Origin of the sequence: Methanoregula formicica SMSP (assembly GCF_000327485.1) — an archaeon.
Lineage (GTDB): Archaea > Halobacteriota > Methanomicrobia > Methanomicrobiales > Methanospirillaceae > Methanoregula > Methanoregula formicica.
This window is the reverse complement of sequence record NC_019943.1, coordinates 2,299,239-2,321,850: the sequence shown is the minus strand read 5'-3', so window position 1 is coordinate 2,321,850 and position 22,612 is coordinate 2,299,239. Positions and strand designations below refer to the sequence as shown.

The following is a 22,612-nucleotide window of genomic DNA, read 5'->3' as shown; positions in this document are numbered from 1 at the left end:
TGATGTGGTAGTCTGCCAGTCAGGGATCCGGTAGATGACTTGGTCAGAACCGTTATATCCCCCGCATTGGAACCTCTCCGGGTGAATTGTCAGGCAATATCTGAATGGGGTTCATCCGGCTTTGGATGCTTTGGAACCCCCTAATTTTTTTTGGTTTTGGTGTGTCTCATGAAAATAGCAACATTATTCGCATCACATTTTTCAGGTTGCCTGGAAAAAATAAAGGACCAGCCGGTAAAGGCAGACTTAAGAGATACCGTAATCAGATAACTGTTGAAGTAAAGAATCCCGTTGAATGGCTTATGGAGGTGAACGAACATGGAAGCAAAGACACTGAATGAAATCCACAAACAGGGTATCGATGCACTCGTGAAAGAGCTCGGACCCGTCGATGCGGTCAGGTTCCTTCAGATCTATGATTCGGGAAGCGGTGATTATACCAAAGAACGAAAACAGTGGCTGCAAAACGATCCTGATAAATATCTGGCCGCAGTTCTTGCTCACGGGAAGAAAAAGACCCGTGAATAAATTTTTTTGGATTATCCCTCAGTGAAGGAATAATCGTTAATGATATCGCGTTTTTTGAATTGTTCCAGAAAAACCCTGGGCTTAATCCCGCCGGGCAGCGTCACCCCCGGTGCACGTCAACCCCCCACAGTCTCCCCGGGCACCCCTCTCCTATTCCCGGGTGGATGGTATGGTCGGGCGGCAGGTATTTCCGGACAATCGGAACGGCTTCCGGTTTCAATGTATAGCGCATGAACCTGCCCTCCTTCTGCCGGGAAGTGATCTCATCGTGGATAAGGCGGTACATATGCCACGATACGGTGGGGCCGGTAACACCCAGCGCATCCGAGATCTCAAGGCGCGAACGGGCCGTTGATCCCAGGAGGCTGAAAAGAATTTTCGATCGGCAATCGCTTTTCATGTGCCCGATAACCTTTATCTCCAGTTTTGAAAAGTGCTCGTTGTTTTCATAATACATTATTTTGCCGGATACTACGACATAGGTAATTTTCCCGGCGATCTCAAGCCGGGCCAGGTGATACCGGGCCGTGCCCCGGTTCAGGCGGGAAGCTTCCATGAGAAGAGGGAGCTGGATCCCCGGGTTTTTCCGGATAAGCCCATAAATTATCTTGCGGCTTTTATGATCGAGCAGGTGCTTCTTTGTCAGCCTTCGTATGCCAAGCAGGTAATAGATCCTGATAGTGAAGAGCAGCTCGGCGGGATACACGAGGATGGGCGAAATGACCAGAAGGGAAAATAGTATCATGGACCCTGGCGAAAGTTCCCAGAACGAGATCTTGACAACATCATCCGGGGGATTAACCTGCAAAAAACCATACCCGGGTCTGACAATAATCTCATGGCCGGGAAGCGCAGATGCTGCAACCGGCATGAGAAAAAAAAGGGTGACGATGAGAATAACCCGTGACCGGTGGGTATGATTTTCCATTTATTAAGATTATTGTATCGTCACATGAATAATTTTATCAGTTATCTAATATGCAACAAATGTGTAGTCTTCAACCCCGCTGACGCTGTCGCCATAAACCCTGAACTCCCATGTTCCTGCTGGCAGTGACCCCCCGGATCCTGACATCACGAGCGCGATCCTGCCGTTGGAGGATATCCCATCCGATGAATCGTAATAGGGGCCGTACAATCCAACCGGGGTATTGACCCAGAGAGTCAGTGAATTTGATGGAGTCCCCCAGTTGAGATCGAGAGTAAGCTGGGATGTTCCCGATGATACAGATTTTGTGAAGTAATCCGTCTCACCCTGGGTTATCGTGTCATAAGCGCGGGGAGCAAAGCCCATGGATTTGCTGCTATCGCCGGGTACAACGATGATTGTCTGGTCCAAATCGACCTGCTGTGCAGATACTACCGGTGCAAGCAAGAGCGCGGCACCGATGAGGATTAATAATGCGTTCCGGTATACCGACATGGTATTCACCGGATTTGCATTAAGCCCGGGATTATTTACCTGTTCTGTCCAAACCATCTACACGTTCTCACTAAATGTCCGGACGTGTAGAGACTTTGGACAGAAATCGTTTATGAGGGGATAGTCTATTGCACAGTGTGGACAGCCGGGGGCTGTCCCGAAAAGTGAAGGACGGGTTCACCCCAGTTCGAATTGCGGTGGAACCCGGTCCCGCCCGCAGGCATGAAACAGATTGGATTCTAAACGCAAGAAGGTTTTGTTCGTGCCTCCGAGCAAAGCGTATGGAAAAAAGGAGGAAAAGAATGAACATACACAAAACAGTTGTCGTCCTGCTGGCACTGCTGCTGGCGGGAATGGCGGTGATACCAATGGTGAGCGCGTGTGACGGATCCGCTGGATGCGAATCCAATAGATCATCGCAATCTTACCAGACTCCAGAATTTGATTTATTCGCTGAGTTGGGTGTTGAAAAACCCATGCCCTCGGACGGACCAACATGGCAGACGTATGAATCCTCGAAACAAGTTGTTGACGGGATTATCAGTAAATCCGGAAAACAAAATGATGTCAAGAGAGTTATCGGTTATCTGAAAGGGAATGCGGAAAACATCGTTCTGTACAAAGGACCTGATGGAAACCATTATGTTCTGCTGGAAAAAGACGGAACGATCGTAACGAAGTCTGTGAAAGTGACGGTTCTCGGCTCAATTGAAAAAAAGGATATTAACGTAGTTTCGTCGGATAATGCAGTCAATGCAATTGATAAAATCACTCCAACCACCCGTTACGAGCTTCGCAAGATATCATCGTCCGAATTTGATATGAAAACGATCTATGAAACGCAAATCCGGAGGACAGACAGCTGGGTATCAGCTTTTGATCCGAACAAACGGGCAGATCTTTTTACGGAGGGAACTTTTACGTACGATGGAAGCCAGATCCTCGACATTGAAGATATCACAAATTCAATTCAGGATTTCGGGATAGATCGCTGTGAGTTTACCCATTCACCCCGAACAACCTCTCTCCGGGGATATATTGATTCCCATGTTATCTGGGCACTCCTGCTGTTCAATCCACCAAAGCATTCGGTAGATGCGTGGATCAGCTGCAGTGTAACGGGAGTCCCCGGGGGTGGCTCTCAAGTATCGGAGTGGGTTTCATCCGGTTTTGGTTGTTTTGGAACCCCCTAAAATTTTTTTAGTGTTTACGTGAGTCTCATGAAAACAAAAGCATGGTTCGTTTCAAATTTTTCCGGCTATTTGGAAAAAATAACGAAACAATCAATAAGGGCAGATTTTTATTTATTTACCGCCATCCTTCTCGTCGGTTCACTATTGTATCACGTCTCATATCTTATCCAAAAGGTGCATACCTCCCCGGTGGATGTTCTGAATCCAGGGAGTATGATAGTCCTGACACTGATGACGGTCTTCTTGTTCATATATAATGGAATAATTTTCCTCCTCGCCATCAGTCTCGCAGAGCACTTTTTTGTGTTATTTATCTCCGATAAACCGGACTTTGAAAAAACCATGAAATCGGTCATCTATGCATCCTTCTTACCGGTGTTGTTCCTCTGGATTCCATCGGTGTTTCATATTCCCTGTTCTGCATTGGTTCTCGTCGGTGCATATACGATTATCACATTCTATGGGATTCGAATATTTCATGGAGTTACCGTCGACCGGGCAGCTTTTGTTGCAATTTTCACTACGGGCTGTATTCTCATCTTGCTCTATTTCGGCAACGTGAATTTATTGTGAAATGCCAAAAATCAGGATCGGTAGAATTCCTCGATGAGAACCAGAGACGCTATTATTTTTGAGAGGTTATTGAGGATACCGTTGTTTATAAACCACTTTCAATTGCCGGTACTTGGATTGCACTCTGTCAAATAATCGCTCTGTGTTTTGTATGTGGTATTTTGCCGGAATGATAATCGTAATGATTCAATTCTATCTCAACACAGTACAAGGATTCCTGTTTCATTCATTTCAAAAAAATTGTCAGGAAAGTAATCCGGGCCCTTAGCCCACTCTGGCGCCTGAGCGTCAATACCCCCTCTTCCCCGGGTACTCTCCCTGTTTCTACACATACCAGATATCCGGTGTTGGCACTACATCCGGGCATCTGTATAACAATTACAAGTTCGGCACGCTCTATCTCAGGTTCCAGATGGATATCTGGGTAGGTGTTGACGCCTGGCTGAACGGAAGTGACGCGGGCTCAACCAACCAGTGGGTCTCTCTCTACGGAAATGGTTGTACAGGATAATTCTTTTATTTTTTATAAAGAGTTAAATCTGAAAACACTCAAATAAAAATGAGAGGTAAACATGAAACGAAATGAAATGATACTGTTATTCGTCCTGGGTTGTATCGTCAGCATCATCGGATTTTTCCTTGCCCAGTACCTCCTCACGCTGATTATTATTGCGCTCATTCTCTGTGCGTTTCTCTATTCGGATTTTAAGGAGTGGCGCGAATCAAACAAATCGGACCTCAAAAAGATCGAGAACCGGGTGGAGGCTCTTGAGAGAAAACAATAGAAACAAAATTTTCCCAGAGTATCTTTTTTCAATTACCATTCGATAAAAAAATTTGTTGCAGGACTAATGAGGATCAGGATTGAAAACACCGCAGAAAAACCGGGACGGAACTTCCGGGATGGTTTCCTTCAACCAAAATCCCCGTGATCGGATGGCGTGAGAGCCTGTGAGCTCATGATCCTGCTCTGATATGTGCAGATCTTTTCCGGTAATTGATAGTCGGTTTGTAAACCCGTGTATCCACCGGATTGGTAATGAGTACAAGGTGCGTTACGTTTTCTGTCAATAGTCCACACCAGCTACACGAATTCACCTGTGTCCGGACGTGTAGAGACCGTGGACAGAAATCGTTTATGGGGATATGGTCTATTGCACAGTGTGGACAGCCGGGGGCTGTCCCAGGAGAAAACCAAAAGAAAGGACGGGTTCACCAAGCGACGAACCTGTGTTGAACCCGGTCCCGCCCGCAGGCATGAGATTGTTATCTTCCGATCCTATGAAGGTTTTCCCGTGCCGGCGAGCGAAGCGCATGGAAAATGCGAGGAGATGAAAAAAATGAACATACCTAAAACATGGCTGGTCCTGCTGGCATTGTTGCTGGCGGGGATGGCGATCACACCGGTAGTGAGCGCCGAAGAGAAAATAGATTTGAACAAAATTGAGACACCGTCTTTTCAATTTGATGATTCTCAGAAGAATACTGTTATTACCGGACCATTGAGTACCCAACCGATGAAAGATGTCTATACAATTCCCGAGGGCTCAATTATTTACCATTCAGATGACGGGATAACAAGGATCTTCGATTCGAATGGTAAACAAATTCTCATTGCATCAGATGAATCTGCGGAAAAAGTATCAACGCCAAACGGACTCCAGCCAGCGACTCATGTTCACGCGGTCCCTCAAGGGGCACGTATTCTTGATTCGCCCCTTGATGAAAGCAAGACATATATCCTTACTGAAGACGGAGACCTTATACTGACTGTCATTGATGATTCTTCAAAGATAGAATCTTCAGTCGTTCGGGCATCAACAATTTCTGGAAGTAGGTGGCTTGCATGGGCTGATGCAACAGTCAGTCAGATCAGCTATTTACGTTCCCGATGGTACACTCCGACCCCTCCGTCAACCAGTGGAGGGACTCCGGGTTTTGCGCTGGCCATTTTCAATGGTCTTGAAAATTCTGCCACCATTATGCAACCCGTGTTACAGTGGAATTATGGGCTGAACAACCCGGTTTGGAAGATCTCATCCTGGAGATACACAAGCCCGAGCAATTATTATTACAGCCCGATGTTAAGTGTGACCCAGGGAGACCAGATTGAAGGGACACTTCAGTACACAACGGTTGGCGGTGTAACGGGATGGCAGGTCACAACAAGTGATCTCACTGCGGGAACATCCACCTATTACTTCTCGAACGCAATTCCCTCAAACACCAACCTGGAAATCGTAAACACACTGGAACAGGCCCAGGGACTGAATTCAAATCCGTATCATATGTGCGGGGATATTACATTCAATAATGTTAATATCCCGTCGGTAACTCTGAATTCCGGATCAATATCTGCATCGGGATGGAGCGGACTGTTCAACGTCTGGTTCACCCCGAATCCGACACAGGTTACCTTGGACACTCCGTAGGAGTCCAGAGCCGGAGAAGGATAAGGTGATCCGAAAGGATAACCTTCCATCCTTTTTATGTGAAAAATAGTATTCAGATATGGCAGGACAGGAAGGAATAATTAAATAACCGTATCGAGGGCCTTATTGCATGACACCATGGAAAAAACCCGGGATATTCATCCTCCTCGCACTTCTTCTCATCATAGCTCCCGCAGAAGCGGCGGTGACGGGAAACACTACACCCGAATCCTCCGGGCCATCAGATATCCGGGGGTCGCCGGTTCAGACACCGTACTGGATCACCGTTGACACTCTCCCGGTTGGCACGCATTCCACCGGAGATTCTTTTATCGTCTCGGGAAAGACCAGTTTTCCTTCAGGTTATGAGATAGATTTTTGGGCATATCAATCCCAGTATCTCCCGGGCAGTCCGGATCTTCTTCCGCCCACCTATTCCGGATCAACGCTTGTTACTGATGGATTGAGCGGGGAAAACAAGTGGTCGTTTTTTGTCAATACAACCCAGTTCAGGAAAATCCTGAAGAATGGTACAACAATACAATCTGCTGCCCTTTCAGGAGAGTACACCTTGTCCATCGGACCATCCGGTATGGTCATGTATCCATTCACCCTTGTTGAAAAAAATGCATCCCCCGTGGCAGTTTCCGTCCCTGTCAGCTCCGATCACACGGATAATCCTCCGATGTCTCCGCGAACAACACCGGCACCAATTCCGGTAACGATTCCCGTTACCGCATTGCTCATCGGCATTTCCCTGCTTTTACGAAAGCAAGAATAAACCCGGTCGCGATAATGATCCCCTCATGGTAGGGCACCCGCACCAGCTACACGTTCTCACTAAATGTCCGGACGTGTAGAGACTTTGGACAGAAATCGTTTATGGGGGTATGGTCTATTGCACAGTGTGGACAGCCGGGGGCCGTCCCAGGAGAAAACCAAAAGAAAGGACGGGTTCACCAAGCGACGAACCTGTGTTGAACCCGGTCCCGCCCGCAGGCATGAGGATTTCATCTTCCGATCTTATGAAGGTTGGCTTCGTGCCCCCGAGCATAGTAAAAAACGAACGGAGATGAAGAAAAATGCGACTACGCAAAGTTAACGTCATCCTGCTGGCACTGTTGCTGGCAGCGATGGCGATGGTACCGTACGTATGTGCGGAAACTGAACAGAATAATGCATTTTCCAGTGAAATGGAAAGTGTAAGAGCAAATCTGGCTGAATATCAGTTGCCAGATCTGAAGTTCGATAATTCGCAGGAATATACCTTTGTTTCAGCCGAATTAAGCCCGGTAGAAGGAAAGCATGTCCAATCAATTCCCAAAGGATCCATTATCTATCATTCTCAGGATGGAATAACAAGGGTATTTGATTCAACAGGGAAACAAATTCTCGTTGCAGAAGATAAAAAATCTGCACAAATCAAGGATCCGAATGGGGTAAAACCCGCGACATGGGTTCACGAACTTCCATCTGGTTCAACTGTTGATATTATTGGTGACAGGATGTATGCAACGAAAGACGGGAATGTAATTCTGACAATCGTTGATGAAAATGTTAATGCCGGAACGAAAGCGCCATTCGCCCCTCTGGCAACCTGGAACCATTACTGGTTTGAATACTCTGAAGCATATGTTCCGGGAAATATCCGGTACTTTGATGCTTACTGGAGAATTCCTTCTCAACCGCCATCCCCGGGATCAGGTGTTGTGGATTATTTATTTAATGCAATTTCAACAACGGATGGTAATGGCATTGTTCAGCCGGTCCTGGCATGGAACAGGGCACCCTATACGGGTCAATGGTCTATTGTCTCATTTGCATTGCGAACTGGGAGGGACGACATGATAAGTCCGGCAATAAGCGCGAGCCCGAACCATGTTATCCGCGGTACTCTGGAATATAATGCCGGACAAAGCAAGTGGTATGTAAGGACGGAGGATACGACAACAGCACAGGTCACCAGTATTTACAGCGGTACCGGATACGTACCTGATTCAAGCGTCAATGTCCAGACCGTATTCGAAGGATGGCTGATCAATTCGGCCAATGATATTCCGGGAGACACAACATTCTATAACATGGCTTATAAGGATCAATATAATAATAATGTAGCAATAAGCTACGACGATTACTACGATTCGTCAAGTGCCATCACTCCGCTGGGTCTGTCTGTTGATCTGTCGTCAAGCCCTGGGAGGGTCGTCCTGAATACAGCCAACTGAGGGCATTCATGAAAAGAAATTCATTCTTTATCATTCTTTTTTGCCTGGCCCTCTGTTCAGGATGTGTTTCTGATTATGCGTATGGCAACCATGGGACTGATGAAAAATCCCACAATCTTACGCCACATCCTGCCGTAACCGCAGAGAGCAGTCCCGGTTTTGAACAGTGTTTTCCTGAAGAGGCAAGCGGTCTTGAGGACACGTATATCGAATTCCTTCCGGGCGAGACACAAACAACAACACAGTATACGTTTTCCAATACGCTGGCAACGCCGGCAGAAGTCGTCTATACCCTCATTCCGGTCAGTAACTGGGGTGAAAAAGATCCTGTTGTCCTGCCCGACTGGGTGAATGTATCTGTCGAACCACCATCCCAGATCATACCCCCCTGCAGGAATGGAACTTCAACAGTTCGTATAGGGTTGACCCGGAATGCAACTGGTACTTCCGCGTCATCACTTCCCGCAAGCCGGACCGCCTTCTTTTATCTGAAACCGGCAACCAATTCCCCGGTCCATACCGATGCCGGAGACTGGCTTTGTATCCAGGAAAATAACGATTATCGTACACTCCTCCGTCCCCGTTTGCAGGCATCGGTTGAACAGGCAGATCTCGTTGTCCATCCGGGATCCGGAAATAAGACATCCCTTATCGTTAACACGCAGGGCCAGGGCCTGGACTCCCTCCGTCTCGGGATCCTTGCGGAGGATGCACGCTCGGCTGATGTTTTACAAAAGGGTCTGCTTCAGGTAAGTCTCGATCCTCCAGCGTTTTCAACACGATCATTCCGGCAATACAGCTCTACACTGAAGGTCAATGCCAGCGACAGTCTGCCATCCGGAACGTATCTGTTCACGATTACGGTCCATAGTAAATCATTGGCACAACTGCATATCCGTGTTGAAGCTGACAGTCCCCGTCAGTTCCATGGTGGATTGTACAAGGAAGGCCTGGAGAAGGCAGCAGGGTATTCAGCAGAGGCAACCCCGTGCCCAGACTGTCCCCTCCCCCTTGCCACACCAACTCCATAATATACAGCAGGAAGGTATCCCGATACTGATTTGTGAGGAAGAGTGAACCGTGAAAAAAATGTACTGGCTGCTGGGAGTGACAGTCATTGTCATCGTCGTTATTATCTCCATTGTTATCCTGCCCGGAATACATGACGGATCCGTTTCAAACCTTTATCTTATTCCGGTCGGAACATTCAGCTCATTCCATGATGCCAGTGTCCCGGGAGATCTGGCTGCGACAGGTAATAGTTCCAGAAGTATCCGTGAAAATAAAACAAACATTGAATCATGGAACCAGACACAAACAGGCCCCGGGCCTGGGGAGAGTCCCGCATCCCAATGCAATCCCCTGTTTACCGATTCCCGAGTCCCTGTTCCGGCTGATATTTCCGTCGCGATCCGGGACACGGTGCCCGGCATCCGGTATTCCCTTGGCGAGAACGATTCCGGCAAGACGATTATTCTTGGGAAGGGGGATATTGTTGAGATCAACCTCCGGTGGATCCCGGGGCTTGGCTTCCACTGGGTTATCCCAGTCTCCGGGTGTGGGCTTGAACTGGTGAATGCCGGCACCTTTTCCGATGGTGGCGATTTCTGGAACAACACCGGCCATTACCGGGTCAGGTACCGGGCGGTCAGCCCCGGGACATCGATCATTGATGGAAAGTTTATCCTCAGTCACGAAGGAAAAGGGGATCTCGGGTTCAATCTTACCGTGATCGTGAAGTAGACCCGGCAGAACACGACAATATTCAGAAAAATCTACGGGCATCGACAGGGAATGGCAGATGATGGCTGTAACTATCCCATTATTGCGTGGCAGGAACCAGTCTTGGTCCCGGCCGCTGCACAGCCATATGTCAGCGTTGTTCCCTCATGGGATAGCAATGGGAGACTGATAACAGTATCCTATGCTTACTATCCCTAAATTTTTTTTACAAAGAAGGGATACCATTTGAAAAGATATTCTGGATTAACAATAATATTCATCAGATGAAAAAGATCAATCAGATATCAATCTTGTTAAGTGAGGTTACATGAAATTACTGAAAGAAAATTTCACAATTTTAATTCTAATCGGCCTGTTCATTGTTGCCGGCATCATTCTATATTCCCTGATTCCCGGATCAGTTTTTCAGTCACAACTGGAAAATAGTACGAAACCGGGGAACCTGGCCCCTCTGGCACTGCTGAAAACTGATGCAAGTTTTGACATCCAGGAAGCGGATGTGCGGATAGTCAAGTACATCAACAGCACCCGGGTGACGTACGAAGATCTCCAGATGTACCCGGAACTTGAGAGCTACCTGCATGGCGTGAACAATGACCCGGGTGTCTGGCACAGTGGCTGGAGGTACGTGAACTCGTTCGAGGGCAACATGAGCAGGTATAATGCTTTAGTAAAAAAGATCTGCCGGGGGAAAACAATCTTTGAATGCAACCGTGGCACACTCATCGAATATCACGATCAATTCTATCAAGTGAGCGGCAGGGAGTACGGCACGTTAAGACGCACCCTCGTCGGGATCACGACTCTTTCTACTCCGACAGACGACGGGGCCATGGATAACGGATTATCCAATTCTTCGTTCTCTGTGAACAGGACAGGAAACCTGTCGGGTTACAACAGATCTCCACCGGTTCCCCCTATAGCAACAACACCTCAGCGTGTTTAGTGGATCTGATAATTACTATCTGAAAAATTCGTTCGTGTGTGATTGATGCATGAATTTCTCCGATATAAAACAACACAAAATCGCTCTCTCTCTCGCGCTTGTATTCATCGTATTTGCCGGGTGTCTTATCATTTATATCGCGTACTTACAGCCTGAAGAACCCCGAACTCCCGGAGAGATGTATTCGCAAAAAGCAATTCATCTTCAGGAGGGGATTTCCGATTATTCCGTTACGATTGAAGAACAACTGCAGAATGGCGGACCCACGATAAAAAGGGAGATCCTCATCAAACGGCCCTCCATGTACAGGATAAAAGAAGCCACAAATTGCTACTCGCTCTCGAATGGGTGTGTGCTCTGGTCATATTGTAATGAATCTGACAACCTGCGGGCGTTTAGCGATCCCTCTGTCCGGGGTTTTATCGCAGATGTGGACTACCAACAGATGTTCACATGGATGCTGGGTGCAGGTCCGGTAACCATGGCAGGAAATGATACGATGGATGGCACAAGCGCATGGATTCTGGAGACAACGCCTCCCCGGGAAAATCCCTATCACCTGAGATATGATTACAATACCGTCCGGTTGTGGGTCGATGAAAAAACCGGCATGGTTCTCCGGGCTGAAATGATCCCGGCAAATGCAACGAATACCGGGATTATCCGGTTCTCAAACATCACGATCAACCAGGGATTTCCCGATGAGACATTCATGTTCACTCCCCCTGCCGGGATTGCGGTCAAGAACCAACCGGCACAAGGGCTCTACGCGGAGGAGCTGGACAAAGCTGCGGGATACACCAAGGCGGCAACACCTTGTAAGAATTGTCCACTCCCCACCAGTACACCGCACCCTTGATCTGTGACTGATATCTTCAGAAGACCCAAATCCATAAAATCCCCACAATTATTTGTCAACCCCATGGATATCAGCCGCCATGGTAATCCTATAACTGATACCGATCTTTGCCGAGAGAGGGCAGGGAGCAATAAATGGCACCTGTGTGGGGGGGGTAGTGTTTTTCTCTCAGGCATTTTTCCCGAACGAGAATCCGTGTTGAATTCCGTTAAAGTATCACAAGGGCGATTTTACGACCTGTTCACGTATCTTTTTTGTCCAAACCAGCTACACGTTCCCGCCAACCATCCGGACGTGTAGAGACCGTGGACAGAAATCGTTTATGGGGATATGGTCTATTGCACAGTGTGGACAGCCGGGGGCTGTCCCAGGAGAAAACCAAAAGAAAGGACGGGTTCACCAAGCGACGAATCTGTGTAGAACCCGGTCCCGCCCGCAGGCATGAGGATTTCATCTTCCGATCTTATGAAGATTTTCCCGTGCCTTTCGAGCAGAGCGTATGGAAAAATGGAGGAAAAAGAATGAACCTACGAAAAACAATTGCCGTCCTGCTGGCACTGCTGCTGGCAGCGATGGTGATCGCACCGATCGTGAGCGCCACTGAACATCCTGCAAACGCTGTGGACTGGAGTAAAGTCGCTCCAACAAAACCCGTTGAGGAAAAAGATCTGTTAACGATCATATACTCTCAAAAGGAGTTCTCATCTCAATCCGCAACAAAAGACAATTCGTTCATCAGGATACCGACAGATATTGTGAACCAGAAACGCGATTCCGCAATTCAGAACTCCGAGTATTGTATTCTGGGAAATATTTCTGGTACGGAACAAGTTGTCGTGATTCAGCTGCCACGAAAAATGTATGAAAACCTCCTGCGGGACAGCACTGACGGCATCGTACTCGTCCCAAGAGAATTTGCAGCCACATACCCGAGTATTTCTGTATTCAAAAGAACCAGTAATGAAAACCGGGAAAAGATTGAAAGAAGCTATCAGGGGAATTATACAAATACTCAACCCACCATCGTCAGCGTCGGAGCCGGTACACGTGCCCCCTATACAAGGTACCAGCGATGGCAGGTCTTTTCCGCGGATTCGTCGTCGTACTCGCCACGATATGTTACCGGTAAGATCAACCCGTCAGTATTTTCGCGGACAGGTTCCGGGACCATCTTTTGCGAAGAACGTGAGTTCCACATGAACCGGTATGATTCCGATAATGATGGTATTGATGTTATTGAACTGGTAGTTGGCGCATACACGCCGACATATCCCTCAGGATCAACGAGCAACCTGAATCTCTACCCGGTTATCTATAATGGAGATATCAACGGCGATCCCATTTATCTTGGATACATCCCTGTTTCGACATCATCACTCCCTCACAGTTACAACTATTATGTCCAGCTCAGTCCTTCGGGAAGCTCAACGACTTATGACATCTGGATCCAGGATACTTCGTCCCAGTCATGACTCGCCCACTACACGTACACTGACAGTGTGAATCCCAGCAGTTACATCCGCGATTTGCGAGTTTCCGCTGAGTTCACGACAGTCAATTCAGCAAGCACGTTCAATATCCAGACAAACCCGATTACCGATGAGTGGATCAAGGTAGCTGGCGATTCCAGCTGGCACGCTCCATCCTATGCTTTCGGTAGTACCCCGCGAGTGATCGAGAACCACCCCGGGCAAATGCTTTATGTATACACTTCCGGATCTTTCAACAGTAATGGGCAACTTGTAACCAGTTCGAGTATTCAGGGTACCACACCATAAAGAGATGGAAGTGAAAGAAATTCCCAAAAAAACCGTTTCTTTTTTTTCAGCAATCCTGATATTCGTAGTTATTATCACCATTATCGCACTACAGTCATACTCAGCAGATTCTCTCATCACACTACCATCCGGAAAGAATTCAGATTCCTCACAATCACAAAACAAGACCGGGATACTGCAAAAAGTGTCAATTGTATCCGTGTCCCAACAACCTGACGGCAGGATTATCCGTCTTTCAGGCCAGGCAAATCTTACGACCGGTTCAGCAATCTTGTACGAGATTTGGCCTGCCAATATATCTATGCGGAAAAAAACCGCGAGTGAAATCATGGGTTCCGCCGGAAAAACAACCTGTTATCAACAAAACGGATCTGCAGTCTGGTCGGTAACCATGGACATGGGCTCCTGGGACAGAGGTGGATATGTCATGAATGCATGGCCGGAACAAAATGATCCGCGATACGGGGATCGGAAGATTTTTTTCATCCCCATAAATGACACCATCAGCAATGGTGCCGGGACATCTTCCGGGAATGGCGAGATCCTCCTTACCTCACTGTCACCTTCGGAAACGTCGGGCTATCTGGTGTCCGTGACCCCTCATCTGACGCCGGATCGATCCGATGTTCTCCAGCCCCAGGACCAAAAACTCATGGATGCCGAGGTTATAATCAATGAATAGAACATTAGTATTCCTGACCGGTATAAGCGAGACATCACAATAATCCACGTTTCCGATGAGGATTTTAGAGATTATCCGGAATTGAAGAGAACAATGGTGGGTGTAAGGGATGATCCACGACTGGCAGATAGTGGCCGGTCTCGTATTATTGCCAGATTCCGGGCAAACTTGAGTGATTACAATCACTGGCCCCTGGATTCAATTTGCAGGAGTAAATCGCGGATTGCCCTGCTTGTATTCTTTGCGGTACTCAGTGAATGCATCCAGATGCAAGGATCTCCTGCGGGGAATCTCCCGGTAAATGAAACAGAACGTGCAATTGGTATTGCTCTCAATGACTCTGCGGTCATGGCTTCTTTAACGGAACGGTGGACAATCAAAAAGGTCAATCTCGATGCGGCATCACCCGTTCTCCGTGATGGAAAATATGTGACTTTTCGTACACCGAATGTTATGATTGAAACGCAATCAGGGATTGTAAATATGTATGTGGATCTGGATACCAGATCTGTTGTTAATTGTAGAGTGCCATAATTACTGTCCGTTTTGTTGACAGAGTTTATGTCCGCTGGATAGACATTTTCTGTTTTTATTGAAATTGGTTTTGTTGTTGTAAACGGAAGAAGGCGTCATCCAGTTCAGGATCTCCTGTTTACGCCAGTTGTTGTAGAGCTGGTCAAACCTCCAGAGTTCTTTCCTGAAATGGCCCAGCGAACGGAATTGCTTTAAAGCGATGAGTTCCCGGTAGAGAGTCTTGTGGTACCGTTCGATCTTCCCACGGCCACGGGGGTGATAAGGTCTGCCGAAGATCAGTTTGATGTTATGTTTTTGGGCTTCCGCTTTGAACAGTTTTGAGACGAATTGTTTCCCGTTATCGAGATAGATCTCCCAGGGAATCCTGCCGGCCCGAAGTGCCCATTGAAGGGCATTAACCGCTGAGGCAGCATCCTTGTGCAGGTATACTTTGCTTTTCACACGATAGCGAGAACAATCATCAGTGAATCCGGTGACGTAGACTTTACCAACGCCACGGATCCGGAACTGGAAGGTATCCCCCTGCCACATACTGTCGACATGACGACGCTGGAACCGTTTCCCGGACGGTTGGGGTTTAGCTTTGATCCGGATGAGGAGACCATGTTTCTTGAGGATCCGGTGAACCGTTCTCCAGGAACACGAGAGTTCGAACTGGTGTTTGATCCGTCGGGCTCCCCAAGCCGGATACTTTCCCTTGAGCCGGATGATCCGTTGTTCCAACGATTTCGGAATTGCCCAACGGGTCCGTCTCCGCGGTCCGGTCTTCTTCGGTTTCAACCCGTTCTCGGGATCGTTGCGATGGTTTTGTGCCCATCGTCTCACGGTTCTTTCGGAGATGTTGTACGTCTCTCCAATCTCTTTGGCACTGTGTATCTTCTCTTCGTAAAATACTACTGCCTTTGTCCTGATCTCCATTGTCGCTTTCACCCGCAAGCACCTGCACGGTGCTCTTGAAAGCGGACATAAATTATGTCACTATTTTAGGACAGAAACTCTGGCACGCTACAGTTAATATCGATGAATCTCTAAAGAGGTGATCGATACCAATTCATACCAGCGGGGAGAGTGCCATTATGAGTACTGGAATGGAAATGATCACATTATCCTGAGCAATGGTTTTGACTCTGGAGAAAGTGAGCTCTATTCAACCTTGTCCGGTGCAATGACCGCATATTCCACGAACTTCAGCAATGCCATGAGTGGATACTTTAACGGAGACGGACATGTTTATTATATTTAACCAAATCTTTTTTTTAGGAGAAAGTGAAAAAAATGACTGACTTGAAAAAAATTTTCCCCTATGATCAGTCCAGGTTATTGCTTATTTCGGGTTTTGCATTATTCTGCTGTTTTGTTATCTCACCTCTTTTAGGAACCCTTCTCAATTCATGGAAGATCCCATTTGTTTTTGTATACTTTCTTGTAATATCCTGCACGAACATTCTTCCCCTGATTATCATTGCCTGTAGTTTTCGGAACATTCCCCCGGTTACAGGAATCATCGTTATTGTCCTTGCCACGGGTTTTTTCAGAGTAATTGCCGATATAATCCTCTCACCAGTACCTTTCATTCTGGTAACAACTCCCGGCTATCTGATATCTATCTTATTGTACAGCGTTCTCCTGAGTGTCATTTCAGTAGGAGTGTCTCTTTATACTCAGAGGAGAGCTCTATCCATGGGAATCCTCCTTGTGGGAATCGTGATGTATTGCATTTTCATCCGGAATATTTTCTTTACCATGATCGATTTGCTGTTCAAGGGCTGATTTTTTCTCATTGAGCTGATGTGAAAGTGACAAACAATGATCGTTTCCAAATTTTCCTGACCCTTTATGAGCTGTAATGACTGACAGGAAAAAAGTGATTGATGTATGAAATTTTTCGAGATAAAACAGTACAAAAATTTGATTTCGCCCGATTTAGTTTTCCTGGTATGTGCCGGGAGGGTGTTCTGGTCGTGACCTGTCCCCCCCCCTTTTTTCCGGATATCAGCGGTCCCGGATTGTAATTCTCGTCTTGCCCCTCTGATATCCACTGCCGTCATAACCTTGTACCTGTTCTGTCCACACCAGCTACACGTATTCCCCGGCGCCAGGACATGTAGATACTTTGGACAGAAATCGTTTATGAGGGGATAGTCTATTGCACAGTGTGGACAGCCGGGGGCTGTCCCGAAAAGTGAAGGACGGGTTCACCCCAGTTCGAATTGCGGTGGAACCCGGTCCCGCCCGTAGGCATGAGACAGTGTTCTTCATAAGATGATGAAGATTTGGATTGTGCCTCCATGGGAGAAGTGAAAAATGGAGGAAACCTATGAACCTGCACAAGACCTTTTTTGTCCTGCTGGCTCTTCTGCTGGCAGGGATGGCGATCGTACCGATAACGAGCGCCGAAAGCAGCGAAGCCGGAGTAACCACGCAATATCTTCCCCCGCAAGAGGGAGCAAAATTCACCGGTGCTAACCCGGACAAAGACATTGGCGTTGGTGGGATGCTGAAGACGAGGATCGCAGCTCAGCCTGTGAAATCAGCGTTTGCAGCTACTGCAGATGCCCCTCAGTGGAGCGCATATACGGATCTCTGGAGAAACTGGTGGTCAGCAAGCCCCGTATACTGCGATGCATATTCCCGGTCAAGAACCAGTTCGGGTTCAGCATATGACATCAACAAGATAGCCCTTCGGGAACGTGTCTGGAGGGACGGTGCACTCTACAATGACCAGACGGATACCCGGTATAATTCTGCCGATGCCGTTGTGAATTACCAGTATTCGGCTGTATATACCGGTGGCACATGGACTGCCCAGTCTGATCACACGTTCGAACTTTCAGGGTATACTTCCTGGTATCCGGTTACCACCGATACCCTAACCTGACCTTTTTTTATGGTGTAAATATATGAGTAAAACAATGAATTCAACGAACCTTTTTTTCTTTTTAGCTCTTTTTGGATTCTCCTTCACACTTATTGCACTAGGGATCTCGGGTCTCCCCCATATCGAAGGCTCGCCACTCTGGTCGATGTCAGCAAACACCTCGGGCAACAGCACGGTCTATTCGACGACCTATGACAAAAACAAGGTATCGGAAAGTTTTGGCGTCACAATCCTTACTGGCCCAACGAAACAGGATGAGACCAGCCAGACTGCCCTGCGAAGGATTGGTGCGGGAAAGCCGTTCGAGGGGTACCTGTGGGTAAGCAACCAGATGGCACAGGAAAATGATTTTCTTGTTTTCGGCCTTCTCGATTACCAGCAGATCCCCTTTGAATTCAATAATTCGGGCAGGGGAATTCACCACACGATTCATATGGCCCCGTTTGAGGAGTCAGCCTATCCCTTCAGTATTCCTCCCATGACGGAGGGAAGCCATGATTTTGAAATTTTCCTTGTCATGAAGCCTGATATGCATTCCCTCAACGATTCATTCAGGTTCAGCACAGACCAGGCACTTCTCGGAAGCCGCCGGGTGAATATCATCGTGGGAAATGCGCAATCGTTTTTTGCACCCTCCCTGAAGGAGTATGACGGCCCAGCGATATCCTGCGGTTCCGATTACGTTCTCAATGACGGGTTACTTGTCACGACAAAACCCTGTGACACTAAAGCATTGCTGTCGGCCAACGTCATACCTGACAGTTTGTTTGATTATTCCATCAATATCGGAGCGGATAACAATTACCCGGTCTCTGTCGCTGTTGTCCCCCTGCTTGATTTTTACCAGGTCCCCCTTGCGAAAAATACGAATGACCGTACGGCTTTCTTCACTCTCAATGCCGGAGAGAAATTATCGATTCCTGCAAATGTTGTCATCCCAAAGGATGCGGGCATTCATGAACTCATGGTGCTCTGGATACCCCTGCCGTATCATTCCATTGATGACGATGCACGGAATGTTGCGCAACATCACCAGTGGCCCTGGTCTGAACCAAGTATACGGGTCGGTCTTAATGTGCAGTGAGGTTACGGTACACTCATTTTTCCCAAGCGAGAATCCGTGTTGAAAACCGTTAACGTATCGCAGGGGCGGTTTTACGATCCGGCACTTACCTTTTTTGTCCACACCAGCTGTACGCATTTCCTGGCGCCCGGACGTGTAGAGGCCGTGGACAGAAATCGTTTATTCCGACATGGCCAATGCACAGTGTGGACAGCCGGGGGCTGTCCCGAAGGAAATAGCGGGCTTTAAGCAGGCGACGAACCCTGCTTTTGCCCGGTCCGCCTTCCGGCATGGGATAATTATCGTATATTGTTATGGGAATTATCCATGCCCGGGCTGATAAGAAGGGAAGTGTTAGCATAGAATCAGCATACTCAGGAAACGAAGCCGGTATTTCCGGCAGGAAAAGAAACGACTATTCAAAAAATCATTTCATCGCGGACCGGGGGATGCCTGCTGCACGCGAAAGATCCGGGTGCCGGACCGACACTGCCGACATCCTGGCAGCATCGGTTCTTGCCGAGAAGAATCTCGGAGAACTGCTTGCCTGGTTCAGCGATAACCTGCAGCGGGATGCATCGTACATCAACCGTAAGCTCAACCGGCTGGAGCAGAGGATATGCCGGCTTGAAGGTGAGCAAAGGAAATAACATGCCCCGCAGGGCTGCGATCGTTACGCCCGATGTTCCTCTCTTTATCATCCCGCACGTGATCCAGAACGCGATCCGGATACTTGGCGAAGAACTGGAACGGGTAACGATCAAGAAGACCTTCATGCATGTATACACCATGAGCATCCGGACGCGGAGCATAAAGCGTGAACTGCGGCCGGCAATCCCGCATGCGAAGTATCCCGCCCAGCGATCGAAGGGCATGAGGGATCCCGAATGAGCCGGGGACTGCCATCGAAAAAAGCGCTTGAAGCTGCTCTCCCGCTTGCACAGGTGCGGGGACAGGTGATCTTCTTCCGGCAGGATGCTCTGGCACCCGGGGATTTCATAATCATCGGCCCTGGCGGGATCATCGTTGTCCGGGTAAAGCGGACACGGCAGCTCCGTGTACCGCTTACCGCAGTCGAGATCCAGCAGAGGGAAACACTCGCGCTGCTCCGCTCAGCAGACCTGGTTTCGGAGATCCTCCGGGAACTATGGCTCTGGTGCCCGTTTGGATCGATGCGGTTCTTCCGGCTGGAAAACAAGTGTCTCATAGAGCTTGACCGGCACGGGAGGCCGACAGGGTAATCCAGAGATCTCATCCCGCACTGCGAGAGTCATGTTCACAGGGGGTCTGAAAAAACATCCCCCGGCGATCTTCCTCTCAAACATCCCGAAGGGGGATCTCACTTCTGAAGATCCCTCTCCGGAGGGGAATTCCGGGGGTCTTCCCAAATCTCCCCTGTAAGGGCTCCGTTTGGTCGTTGTGGGAGGTTTTACGTGTCTCATTCGCAAAATCGCATGTCTCTTTTTTCCGGAATCCGGAAATTAAGGCCCGGATTGGTATATTCCCGGGCATTCTGAACCCGGATACGTGTCTCTTTATGTCTCTTTGGACGGGCAAACGAGGAGGTATGAGGGTGATAGTATCCCCTAAAACGGGAATGGATCTGCCTGGACCGGCCAGGATCCTGTTCCGGATACCGGAACCCGGGGAATGTGTATTCCCTGAGTCCCCGTCTGGCGGTATTCCGTCCTTCAACCGGCTCTTCACATGATGAAAGGAACATTTTTGTTCCTTGAAAATTCCTGAAAATTATCTTCCGTTTCGTAAGAATCGCCGAATTTTCCCTCTGTTTCTAAAAAAAACCTCTCCATAATCAAAGCCCATGTGATTATACGACGTATAACTGTATGTCAAAGGAACCCGAGACCTCCGACAGGTTTCACAAAACCTGGAGGATGAGAAGGGCAGTGCAAACTGCCCTTCGACCCGGGAGAACATTCTTCCGGTCCGGGAGGTTTGCGCAGATCTCCCGGGAAATTGAAGGGGACGAGCCGGGGGCTTGCCCCTGCTGAAAAAAACAACGAAAGGAGGAAACATAAAATGGCAGATTTCGTACAGAAAACCGTAGTAAAGTCGGCGGTCCGCAAGCTCGCGGCCCCGATCGAGAATGTGACAGCGTTCAACACGATCGTCTTGTCGGTCGTCACCGACAACCCGTTTGCCTGCACAGCCTACGAGAGCGCTGGTGTCAACCACGCGCCGGTGGAGAAGACCAAAGAGAATTACGTGGCAAAGGTCGTGTACCAGGACAACGATGCCAAGTCCGTAGGAAGCGACTCGGCAAAATTCAACACGGTTGCCGGGTTCAATGCCGGCGCAACCGCACTCCTCGACAACACTACCCTCGCAACCGCTCATGGGGGAACACCGGTCCGGGACACGAACAAAGAGACCTACTCGGCTACCCTGAAGTGCCACGATGCCAGCGGAGAGATTTACATGGTTACGTTCGGCCGCGAATCGGTCAGCATCACCTCGTACTCGGATGATGCAATCCGGACCCGTGTCGAGACCTGGGCGGACACCGTCCCGGCGTTAGCCTGAACATTCTTCAGAATCTGATGGCGGAGAGTCGGAGAGGTTTCAAGAATCCTCTTAGTAACAAGGACAACAGCAACCAATCTTCGAATGCCCGGGAGTCATCAGAGCTGAAGATCTCTGACGCTCTCGGGGCTCCGCCCCGCCGCGTGGGCACCCCCGGTTGCGATGCCTCGGCATTACCTGAGTAAATTCGTAAGTGTATTGCGTTAAGGAAATGCGGAGGAATCACAAACGCCCCCGTCCCCTTGGGGGGTGTTGAGGGTCTTCAGACCCGAGACACGAGAAGAACCTGCAAGGTTCTTCGAGTCAGGGCTGGCGTAAGGGGGGAGTCCATTTCGCGGAAGGAACATCAGAGGAGTGAAGGGAAAAAAGGAGGAGGCAAAATCTCCTCTCATCATATTTGAGGCTACACATCATGAACACAGAAATCATCACCATAACCCTCGGCGCCGTCCTCCCCCTCTACCCGCTGCTCTTTGCCATCCACCAGAAGATCGGCAGGTACGACGAGATCGTGGAGGAGTTCAAGGCCCTCCGCGCCGAGCATGAAGAATTCACGGGGGCACAGCATGCCCGGTGAGACAGGGCCGGCCGCAACCGTGACGGGCCTGTACCGCGGCACGTTCTCCGGTCTTGAGCCGCTCACCAAAGAGACGCCGCTCACGCTCGAAGAAGTGCGGAGAAACCCGGTCTTCTACGAGCTCGACCTGGGCGACACCCCGGGCGAAGCGGACCTGATCGTGGATGTCATCTACGACAACATGCAGCCGCAGCGCCTGCCGGACCTCATGCGGGGAACCGACATCCCCCGCGGCGTCCGGTTCTGGCCGGACTGGTTCGAGGTCCCGCCGTACCGGGAGATGCGGGACGTGACCGGGCGCCGGGTGTATCCCCGGGCCATGGGCACCCACACGGTCCGGTTCCGGACCGCGAAACGAAAGCGGCCCGGTCTTGCCCGGGACTTCAGCCCGGCAAATGGCGGGTACGTGAGCCCGGCGTTTGAGATGGTCATCGGAGGCGAGCGAAGCGATGATTTCTGTTGAGGGTCATCAGACCCGAAACAGGAGAAGATTACAAAGTAATCTTCGACTCGATAAGGGCCGTCAGGCCCTGACCACGAGAAGAACGAAGTTCTTCGCGTTTGCTATCATGGCGGACGGGAGCAGCGAGAGGGAATGAGCGACACCGGCGCACCAGAACAACCGGGCCCCCCC

General features: G+C 49.0%; 26 protein-coding genes. 21 read left to right on the top strand and 5 right to left on the bottom strand.

Going from position 1 to position 22,612, the window contains the following annotated elements; genetic code table 11:
• Positions 1-318: 318 nt before the first annotated feature.
• Positions 319-528 carry a hypothetical protein gene (locus tag METFOR_RS11540; protein WP_015286325.1) on the top strand — a complete coding sequence of 70 codons (210 nt, stop codon included), beginning with the start codon at positions 319-321 and terminating at the stop codon, positions 526-528.
• Between the two features lie 100 nt (positions 529-628).
• Here the strand turns inward: METFOR_RS11540 and METFOR_RS11535 are convergent, their stop codons facing one another.
• Together METFOR_RS11535 and METFOR_RS11530 are read right to left on the bottom strand one after the other, a co-directional pair.
• Positions 629-1,456 carry a winged helix-turn-helix transcriptional regulator gene (locus tag METFOR_RS11535; protein ID WP_015286324.1) on the bottom strand — a complete coding sequence of 276 codons (828 nt, stop codon included), beginning with the start codon at positions 1,454-1,456 and terminating at the stop codon, positions 629-631.
• A gap of 45 nt (positions 1,457-1,501) precedes the next feature.
• Entirely contained in the window at positions 1,502-1,951 is a 450-nt protein-coding gene (locus tag METFOR_RS11530) for a hypothetical protein (protein ID WP_048110968.1), read from the bottom strand.
• 302 nt (positions 1,952-2,253) lie between these two features.
• Between METFOR_RS11530 and METFOR_RS11525 the strand changes: the two genes are divergently transcribed.
• The 12 genes from METFOR_RS11525 to METFOR_RS11470 all read left to right on the top strand — a co-directional run bounded on the left by METFOR_RS11525 (position 2,254) and on the right by METFOR_RS11470 (position 14,382).
• On the top strand, positions 2,254-3,144 hold the full coding sequence (locus METFOR_RS11525; RefSeq protein WP_015286322.1) for a hypothetical protein: 891 nt from the start codon (positions 2,254-2,256) through the stop codon (positions 3,142-3,144).
• Positions 3,145-3,171: 27 nt separating this feature from the next.
• A complete protein-coding gene (locus tag METFOR_RS11520) occupies positions 3,172-3,717 on the top strand; it encodes a YIP1 family protein (protein ID WP_015286321.1) in 546 nt (181 codons plus the stop codon).
• A 572-nt stretch (positions 3,718-4,289) separates the two neighbouring features.
• Positions 4,290-4,502, top strand: coding sequence for a hypothetical protein (locus METFOR_RS11515; protein WP_015286320.1), 213 nt, complete (start codon positions 4,290-4,292; stop codon positions 4,500-4,502).
• Between the two features lie 510 nt (positions 4,503-5,012).
• On the top strand, positions 5,013-6,149 hold the full coding sequence (locus METFOR_RS11510; RefSeq protein WP_148277677.1) for a hypothetical protein: 1,137 nt from the start codon (positions 5,013-5,015) through the stop codon (positions 6,147-6,149).
• Positions 6,150-6,279: 130 nt separating this feature from the next.
• A complete protein-coding gene (locus tag METFOR_RS11505; RefSeq protein WP_015286318.1) occupies positions 6,280-6,930 on the top strand; it encodes a hypothetical protein in 651 nt (216 codons plus the stop codon).
• Positions 6,931-7,231: 301 nt separating this feature from the next.
• A complete protein-coding gene (locus tag METFOR_RS11500) occupies positions 7,232-8,374 on the top strand; it encodes a hypothetical protein (RefSeq protein ID WP_015286317.1) in 1,143 nt (380 codons plus the stop codon).
• A gap of 8 nt (positions 8,375-8,382) precedes the next feature.
• Positions 8,383-9,405 carry a hypothetical protein gene (locus METFOR_RS11495; protein ID WP_015286316.1) on the top strand — a complete coding sequence of 341 codons (1,023 nt, stop codon included), beginning with the start codon at positions 8,383-8,385 and terminating at the stop codon, positions 9,403-9,405.
• 391 nt (positions 9,406-9,796) lie between these two features.
• Positions 9,797-10,117, top strand: a complete 321-nt coding sequence (locus METFOR_RS15425) for a protease inhibitor I42 family protein (RefSeq protein WP_148277676.1) — start codon at positions 9,797-9,799, stop codon at positions 10,115-10,117.
• 499 nt (positions 10,118-10,616) lie between these two features.
• Complete coding sequence (locus tag METFOR_RS11485) at positions 10,617-11,063, top strand: hypothetical protein (RefSeq protein WP_148277675.1); 447 nt, start codon at positions 10,617-10,619, stop codon at positions 11,061-11,063.
• A 178-nt stretch (positions 11,064-11,241) separates the two neighbouring features.
• A complete protein-coding gene (locus tag METFOR_RS11480) occupies positions 11,242-11,922 on the top strand; it encodes a LolA family protein (RefSeq protein ID WP_048110965.1) in 681 nt (226 codons plus the stop codon).
• Positions 11,923-12,401: 479 nt separating this feature from the next.
• Positions 12,402-13,394 (top strand): hypothetical protein, encoded by a 993-nt coding sequence (locus METFOR_RS11475; RefSeq protein WP_148277674.1) that lies wholly within the window; start codon positions 12,402-12,404, stop codon positions 13,392-13,394.
• A gap of 310 nt (positions 13,395-13,704) precedes the next feature.
• The gene (locus METFOR_RS11470) at positions 13,705-14,382 is read left to right on the top strand and encodes a hypothetical protein (RefSeq protein ID WP_048110963.1); all 678 of its coding nucleotides are present in this window, start codon (positions 13,705-13,707) and stop codon (positions 14,380-14,382) included.
• Between the two features lie 534 nt (positions 14,383-14,916).
• Here the strand turns inward: METFOR_RS11470 and METFOR_RS11460 are convergent.
• The 3 genes from METFOR_RS11460 to METFOR_RS11450 all read right to left on the bottom strand — a co-directional run bounded on the left by METFOR_RS11460 (position 14,917) and on the right by METFOR_RS11450 (position 16,964).
• A complete protein-coding gene (locus METFOR_RS11460; protein ID WP_148277609.1) occupies positions 14,917-15,846 on the bottom strand; it encodes a DDE-type integrase/transposase/recombinase in 930 nt (309 codons plus the stop codon).
• A gap of 377 nt (positions 15,847-16,223) precedes the next feature.
• Entirely contained in the window at positions 16,224-16,490 is a 267-nt protein-coding gene (locus METFOR_RS11455; RefSeq protein WP_048110961.1) for a hypothetical protein, read from the bottom strand.
• 87 nt (positions 16,491-16,577) lie between these two features.
• The gene (locus METFOR_RS11450) at positions 16,578-16,964 is read right to left on the bottom strand and encodes a hypothetical protein (protein WP_048110960.1); all 387 of its coding nucleotides are present in this window, start codon (positions 16,962-16,964) and stop codon (positions 16,578-16,580) included.
• 269 nt (positions 16,965-17,233) lie between these two features.
• Between METFOR_RS11450 and METFOR_RS11445 the strand changes: the two genes are divergently transcribed.
• The 8 genes from METFOR_RS11445 to METFOR_RS11415 all read left to right on the top strand — a co-directional run bounded on the left by METFOR_RS11445 (position 17,234) and on the right by METFOR_RS11415 (position 22,441).
• Positions 17,234-17,794, top strand: a complete 561-nt coding sequence (locus METFOR_RS11445) for a hypothetical protein (protein WP_015286308.1) — start codon at positions 17,234-17,236, stop codon at positions 17,792-17,794.
• Between the two features lie 34 nt (positions 17,795-17,828).
• A complete protein-coding gene (locus METFOR_RS11440; protein ID WP_015286307.1) occupies positions 17,829-18,878 on the top strand; it encodes a hypothetical protein in 1,050 nt (349 codons plus the stop codon).
• A 293-nt stretch (positions 18,879-19,171) separates the two neighbouring features.
• Entirely contained in the window at positions 19,172-19,507 is a 336-nt protein-coding gene (locus METFOR_RS11435) for a hypothetical protein (protein ID WP_015286306.1), read from the top strand.
• Position 19,508: 1 nt separating this feature from the next.
• On the top strand, positions 19,509-19,748 hold the full coding sequence (locus METFOR_RS11430) for a hypothetical protein (RefSeq protein ID WP_048110958.1): 240 nt from the start codon (positions 19,509-19,511) through the stop codon (positions 19,746-19,748).
• Positions 19,745-20,098 carry a hypothetical protein gene (locus METFOR_RS11425; RefSeq protein ID WP_015286304.1) on the top strand — a complete coding sequence of 118 codons (354 nt, stop codon included), beginning with the start codon at positions 19,745-19,747 and terminating at the stop codon, positions 20,096-20,098. The genes METFOR_RS11430 and METFOR_RS11425 overlap by 4 nt, the downstream gene beginning before the upstream one ends.
• 799 nt (positions 20,099-20,897) lie before the next feature.
• Complete coding sequence (locus METFOR_RS11420; protein ID WP_015286303.1) at positions 20,898-21,401, top strand: hypothetical protein; 504 nt, start codon at positions 20,898-20,900, stop codon at positions 21,399-21,401.
• Positions 21,402-21,813: 412 nt separating this feature from the next.
• Entirely contained in the window at positions 21,814-21,978 is a 165-nt protein-coding gene (locus METFOR_RS15840; protein ID WP_015286302.1) for a hypothetical protein, read from the top strand.
• Complete coding sequence (locus METFOR_RS11415) at positions 21,968-22,441, top strand: hypothetical protein (protein ID WP_015286301.1); 474 nt, start codon at positions 21,968-21,970, stop codon at positions 22,439-22,441. Before METFOR_RS15840 ends, METFOR_RS11415 begins: the two co-directional genes overlap by 11 nt.
• Positions 22,442-22,612: the final 171 nt, after the last annotated feature.

Excerpts from the sequence above, each read along its gene's own strand:
- METFOR_RS11415 (WP_015286301.1), top strand. The coding sequence starts at position 21,968 with ATGCCCGGTGAGACAGGGCCGGCCGCAACCGTGACGGGCCTGTACCGC.
- METFOR_RS11530 (WP_048110968.1), bottom strand. The coding sequence starts at position 1,951 with ATGTCGGTATACCGGAACGCATTATTAATCCTCATCGGTGCCGCGCTC.
- METFOR_RS11505 (WP_015286318.1), top strand. The coding sequence starts at position 6,280 with ATGACACCATGGAAAAAACCCGGGATATTCATCCTCCTCGCACTTCTT.
- METFOR_RS11420 (WP_015286303.1), top strand. The coding sequence starts at position 20,898 with ATGGCAGATTTCGTACAGAAAACCGTAGTAAAGTCGGCGGTCCGCAAG.
- METFOR_RS15840 (WP_015286302.1), top strand. The coding sequence starts at position 21,814 with ATGAACACAGAAATCATCACCATAACCCTCGGCGCCGTCCTCCCCCTC.
- METFOR_RS11445 (WP_015286308.1), top strand. The coding sequence starts at position 17,234 with ATGAACCTGCACAAGACCTTTTTTGTCCTGCTGGCTCTTCTGCTGGCA.
- METFOR_RS11455 (WP_048110961.1), bottom strand. The coding sequence starts at position 16,490 with ATGAAAGGTACTGGTGAGAGGATTATATCGGCAATTACTCTGAAAAAA.
- METFOR_RS11535 (WP_015286324.1), bottom strand. The coding sequence starts at position 1,456 with ATGGAAAATCATACCCACCGGTCACGGGTTATTCTCATCGTCACCCTT.
- METFOR_RS11430 (WP_048110958.1), top strand. The coding sequence starts at position 19,509 with ATGCCCCGCAGGGCTGCGATCGTTACGCCCGATGTTCCTCTCTTTATC.
- METFOR_RS11435 (WP_015286306.1), top strand. The coding sequence starts at position 19,172 with ATGGGAATTATCCATGCCCGGGCTGATAAGAAGGGAAGTGTTAGCATA.
- METFOR_RS11515 (WP_015286320.1), top strand. The coding sequence starts at position 4,290 with ATGAAACGAAATGAAATGATACTGTTATTCGTCCTGGGTTGTATCGTC.
- METFOR_RS11495 (WP_015286316.1), top strand. The coding sequence starts at position 8,383 with ATGAAAAGAAATTCATTCTTTATCATTCTTTTTTGCCTGGCCCTCTGT.
- METFOR_RS11480 (WP_048110965.1), top strand. The coding sequence starts at position 11,242 with ATGTATTCGCAAAAAGCAATTCATCTTCAGGAGGGGATTTCCGATTAT.
- METFOR_RS11425 (WP_015286304.1), top strand. The coding sequence starts at position 19,745 with ATGAGCCGGGGACTGCCATCGAAAAAAGCGCTTGAAGCTGCTCTCCCG.
- METFOR_RS11470 (WP_048110963.1), top strand. The coding sequence starts at position 13,705 with ATGGAAGTGAAAGAAATTCCCAAAAAAACCGTTTCTTTTTTTTCAGCA.
- METFOR_RS11440 (WP_015286307.1), top strand. The coding sequence starts at position 17,829 with ATGAATTCAACGAACCTTTTTTTCTTTTTAGCTCTTTTTGGATTCTCC.
- METFOR_RS11500 (WP_015286317.1), top strand. The coding sequence starts at position 7,232 with ATGCGACTACGCAAAGTTAACGTCATCCTGCTGGCACTGTTGCTGGCA.
- METFOR_RS11540 (WP_015286325.1), top strand. The coding sequence starts at position 319 with ATGGAAGCAAAGACACTGAATGAAATCCACAAACAGGGTATCGATGCA.
- METFOR_RS11525 (WP_015286322.1), top strand. The coding sequence starts at position 2,254 with ATGAACATACACAAAACAGTTGTCGTCCTGCTGGCACTGCTGCTGGCG.
- METFOR_RS11450 (WP_048110960.1), bottom strand. The coding sequence starts at position 16,964 with ATGACGGCAGTGGATATCAGAGGGGCAAGACGAGAATTACAATCCGGG.
- METFOR_RS11520 (WP_015286321.1), top strand. The coding sequence starts at position 3,172 with ATGAAAACAAAAGCATGGTTCGTTTCAAATTTTTCCGGCTATTTGGAA.